Raw genomic sequence first — 2830 nt, 5'->3', positions numbered from 1 at the left:
GTTGAAGCGCCTTGACCCCAGCGCGAACTCGGCATCATCACCGGCTGATGGTTGGCGTGAGGCCAGTTTCAAATGCTCGACATCGCCGCTTTCATGGTGCCGGCGCATGGCAATAGCCCTTCCGGGTCACAGATCGCCAGCACATGCGATACCGCGGGACTAGGCACCATCGCCCAATGTGTCTCCGCGGCAGCGCAACTCACGGAGATCCTGTGCAGTGCCGAAAAGCCCTCGATGCCCAAGAAACTCACACCCCGCAGGTCCAGGATCATCGCGCGGCGCCGTGTCACATCACCCAGCGCGTATTCGGTAAAGGCGTCGACGTTGGTCGCGTCGATGTCACCGTGAGCGCCGACGATCTCCGACGAGGTGGTGAGCCAGTGCTTGATGAAGGAGGCCGGGTTTCGACCTGGCGGACTAGATTTCCGGAGTAACAACGTTGCGGTCATGGTGATCCCTGCGCGCGGAAAATCACCGGTGTGTCGGGTTCGGAGCAACTGCTCCCGGGAGCCCTGCAGCATGCGGCGGAACTCGTCCCAGACCGGCTGAATGCTCAGCCATCTGCGACGCTACACCGGCGCGGCCGATTTCGCGGGCGACGCTTCTCTTCGACGCCACTGGCGGCGCGCACCGGAGTCGGGGCCGAGGGGCACCGTACACTGAGCTCGAACCTGGAGCGGCTGCGCTGCGGGGAAGGTCGCCACACCGCCGGACGAACTACCGAGGGGATGGCGGGATTGTGGGCGCGGGTACCGTCGATGACCGAATTCACCGAGAACGTCGGCGACACGTCGAACCGACCCCTGACCGCTGAGCAGATCATCGCCGACGATGCCGACTTGAAGGCCGCCGTCGACGGCCTCGCGGGACTGGTCACGGGCAGTGTCGGCTTGCTGCCGCTCCTGACGGAGGTGGCGACATTCGCGGTGCGTGCAATACCGGGCGCGGACGGGGCCGGGGTGACTCTGTTGAAGGTTGACCGGCCCGACAACATGGTCGAAGCATTGGCAGCTAGTGCGCCCTTCGTCGCTGAGATCGACGACATTCAGTACGTGACCCTCAAGGAGGGGCCGTGTATCACCGCGGCGCTGGAACGGCGCACGGTGCGGTCGGGGTCGTTGGGCGGAGAGAAGATGTGGCCGCGGTTCGGTCCACGGGTGGGCCGGTTGGGTGTGCACAGCGCGCTCTCGCTGCCGCTGCTGTTGCCGAGTCAGGTGGTCGGGGCGATCAACGTCTACGCCCACGGCAAAGACGTCTTTGATGAACACGCCGCGCGACTCGGGGAACTCTTCGCCAAACCCGCTGCGGTGGCGGTCCACAATGCGCAGATCCTCGCCCTGGCGATGACGCTGACTACACAATTACAGACGGCGTTGTCGACGCGGCCGGTGATCGATCAAGCGATCGGCCTGATCCGAGGTCGCACCGGCCGCAGCGCGGAGGATGCCTTTGCGCAGCTGCGGACCATCAGTCAAACCGAGCACCGCAAATTGGTCGACGTGGCCCAACACATCGTCGACGACGCGGTCCGCCGCGCTCGGGCCCGACACAAGCCGAGCTGAACCGCTCGCCCCTGGCCCAAGATTCGCGATGGCGCGCAACGGGTATCTTGACAACCGGGAGAACTCTCTCGGGGACGGGTTCCTGACCCGTCGCCGAATCTCCCACCGTGCATGGCGACTTGCGTGTTCGGCATTTGGCAGGCTCGATCGGCGCCCGGGAGCGCCCAGCGGAGCACGCACATCATGAAGTTCACCGAGGCGCTGGTCGCTGATCTGGCTGCCCTGCGCGCAGCGCTAGATGAGCCAGCACCCGATATTGGTCAGGGATTGCGCCAGTTGGCCGCGACGGTCACCGCGGCCGTGCCTAGCTACCTGGGCCTGAGTGTGGTTGTCACCCGCCATCATTCGTCATTCACGAGCACCCTGCTCGACGACGGCGGGACAGCAGGCGATGTCGGCACCTCCATCCTGTTGGCGTGGCCGAAGCCCGGTGACCGCCGCGACGTGGCGGCCGTCGCGTTCATCCTCTATGCCCGCTCGCCCGGGGCGTTTGTCGATCTCGCTGCAGATGCGGCCTGGCTGACGGGAGGCCCGCCAATCGAATTCGTGCTCGATGCCCATCTCCGCACGCCCACCGAGCCCAACCCCGCGACACCCATCGCAGCGGAGTCGGCGATCAATCAGGCAATCGGTGTCCTCATCGGCCGCGGCTTCACCGCCGAACAGGCCAATTTGGAACTCGACGCCCGGGCTGCCCATGGCGGAACAGAACGGGTGACTGCGGCCCACATCGTCCTGGCCCGAATCAGCCGCGACGGCGACGGCCAGTTCGACGTCCAGTAGGCGCTCACACACACAAACCGGCGCGCATCCGGCAGGTACGCGGTGTGCGCTTCACGCTGGCGATCGCGCCGGGGCCAACGTGAAGGCCGTCCAGTGGAGCTCGGCCACGCCACGGCGGCGATTACGCTCGATGCGGCCAGGAACCTATGAAATACGTTGAAGCCGAAGGGATCAGGTCTGATGCAGTGACGCTCAGTTGCATCCGGCGGCGTTGACCCACCTACCGTTGTAGCTGACACACCCGGTGACGTTCGGTGGCGGCGGAGGGTCGTACGGCATGGGGGCGTAGTAGGCGGGCGGTGGTACGTAGGGTGCCACCGCATCAGCGATGTTGGCGCAGCCGCTTACCTGGACCCGTCGCCCGGCGCTGGCGCAGACGTCGGCGTTGGCGACACCTACCGGCTGGATCGTGAGCATCACGCCCGCGATCGCACCGGCAACCAGAACGCTCGCTGCGGTGATGGTTGGGGACCGCTTCCACTGAG

Annotated in this window: 4 protein-coding genes; 2 read left to right on the top strand and 2 right to left on the bottom strand. The window is 65.8% G+C overall.

The genetic code is table 11. The features are described from left to right. Nucleotides 1–68: 68 nt before the first annotated feature. Entirely contained in the window at nt 69–449 is a 381-nt protein-coding gene (locus QOD90_RS07775; protein ID WP_526348315.1) for an STAS domain-containing protein, read from the bottom strand. A 309-nt stretch (nt 450–758) separates the two neighbouring features. Between QOD90_RS07775 and QOD90_RS07770 the strand changes: the two genes are divergently transcribed. Together QOD90_RS07770 and QOD90_RS07765 are read left to right on the top strand one after the other, a co-directional pair. Then, the gene (locus QOD90_RS07770) at nt 759–1562 is read left to right on the top strand and encodes an ANTAR domain-containing protein (protein WP_526348313.1); all 804 of its coding nucleotides are present in this window, start codon (nt 759–761) and stop codon (nt 1560–1562) included. A gap of 183 nt (nt 1563–1745) precedes the next feature. After that, complete coding sequence (locus QOD90_RS07765; RefSeq protein WP_526348311.1) at nt 1746–2345, top strand: hypothetical protein; 600 nt, start codon at nt 1746–1748, stop codon at nt 2343–2345. Nucleotides 2346–2537: 192 nt separating this feature from the next. On the opposite strand, the gene QOD90_RS07760 is transcribed toward QOD90_RS07765, so the two are convergent. Next, on the bottom strand, nt 2538–2807 hold the full coding sequence (locus QOD90_RS07760; RefSeq protein ID WP_526348317.1) for a hypothetical protein: 270 nt from the start codon (nt 2805–2807) through the stop codon (nt 2538–2540). Between the last annotated feature and the right edge of the window lie 23 nt (nt 2808–2830).

This window comes from Mycobacterium sp., assembly GCF_032161845.1.
In the GTDB taxonomy this organism is placed as follows: domain Bacteria; phylum Actinomycetota; class Actinomycetes; order Mycobacteriales; family Mycobacteriaceae; genus Mycobacterium.
This window is presented reverse-complemented; position numbering and strand designations above follow the sequence as displayed.

Excerpts from the sequence above, each read along its gene's own strand:
- QOD90_RS07765 (WP_526348311.1), top strand. The coding sequence starts at position 1,746 with ATGAAGTTCACCGAGGCGCTGGTCGCTGATCTGGCTGCCCTGCGCGCA.
- QOD90_RS07770 (WP_526348313.1), top strand. The coding sequence starts at position 759 with ATGACCGAATTCACCGAGAACGTCGGCGACACGTCGAACCGACCCCTG.
- QOD90_RS07775 (WP_526348315.1), bottom strand. The coding sequence starts at position 449 with ATGACCGCAACGTTGTTACTCCGGAAATCTAGTCCGCCAGGTCGAAAC.